A 264-nucleotide genomic window follows, 5' to 3' on the forward strand; every position below is an offset into this window, starting at 1 on the left:
AAGCTGATCGCTTCATTATTGCCCGTGGTTAATTCAGATGACAGTTCATCAATTAACGTGGTTAATTGTTTTGGATCGATGGTCACTTTACTTGGATCAAGACGGTCTGCACCCGCCTCAATCACAACCGTCGTATTACCCGAAACCGGATAGCCTTGCTCACCAGTTTGAGGGGTTAAATCACCTTCAGTAATGGTGATTTCACCGTGCTCATTACCCCCCGCGTCTGCGCCATCAGTAATATCAATCACCACTTGACCGTTA

The 264-nt window shown here is 46.2% G+C and carries 1 protein-coding gene; it reads right to left on the reverse strand.

The genetic code is table 11. The features are described 5' to 3' along the window. Positions 1-264, reverse strand: a 264-nt coding sequence (locus tag VXS03_RS20335; RefSeq protein WP_327765542.1) for a hypothetical protein, incomplete at both ends; no start/stop codon positions are given.

Source organism: Photobacterium sp. S4TG1 (assembly GCF_036040035.1).
In the GTDB taxonomy this organism is placed as follows: Bacteria; Pseudomonadota; Gammaproteobacteria; order Enterobacterales; family Vibrionaceae; genus Photobacterium.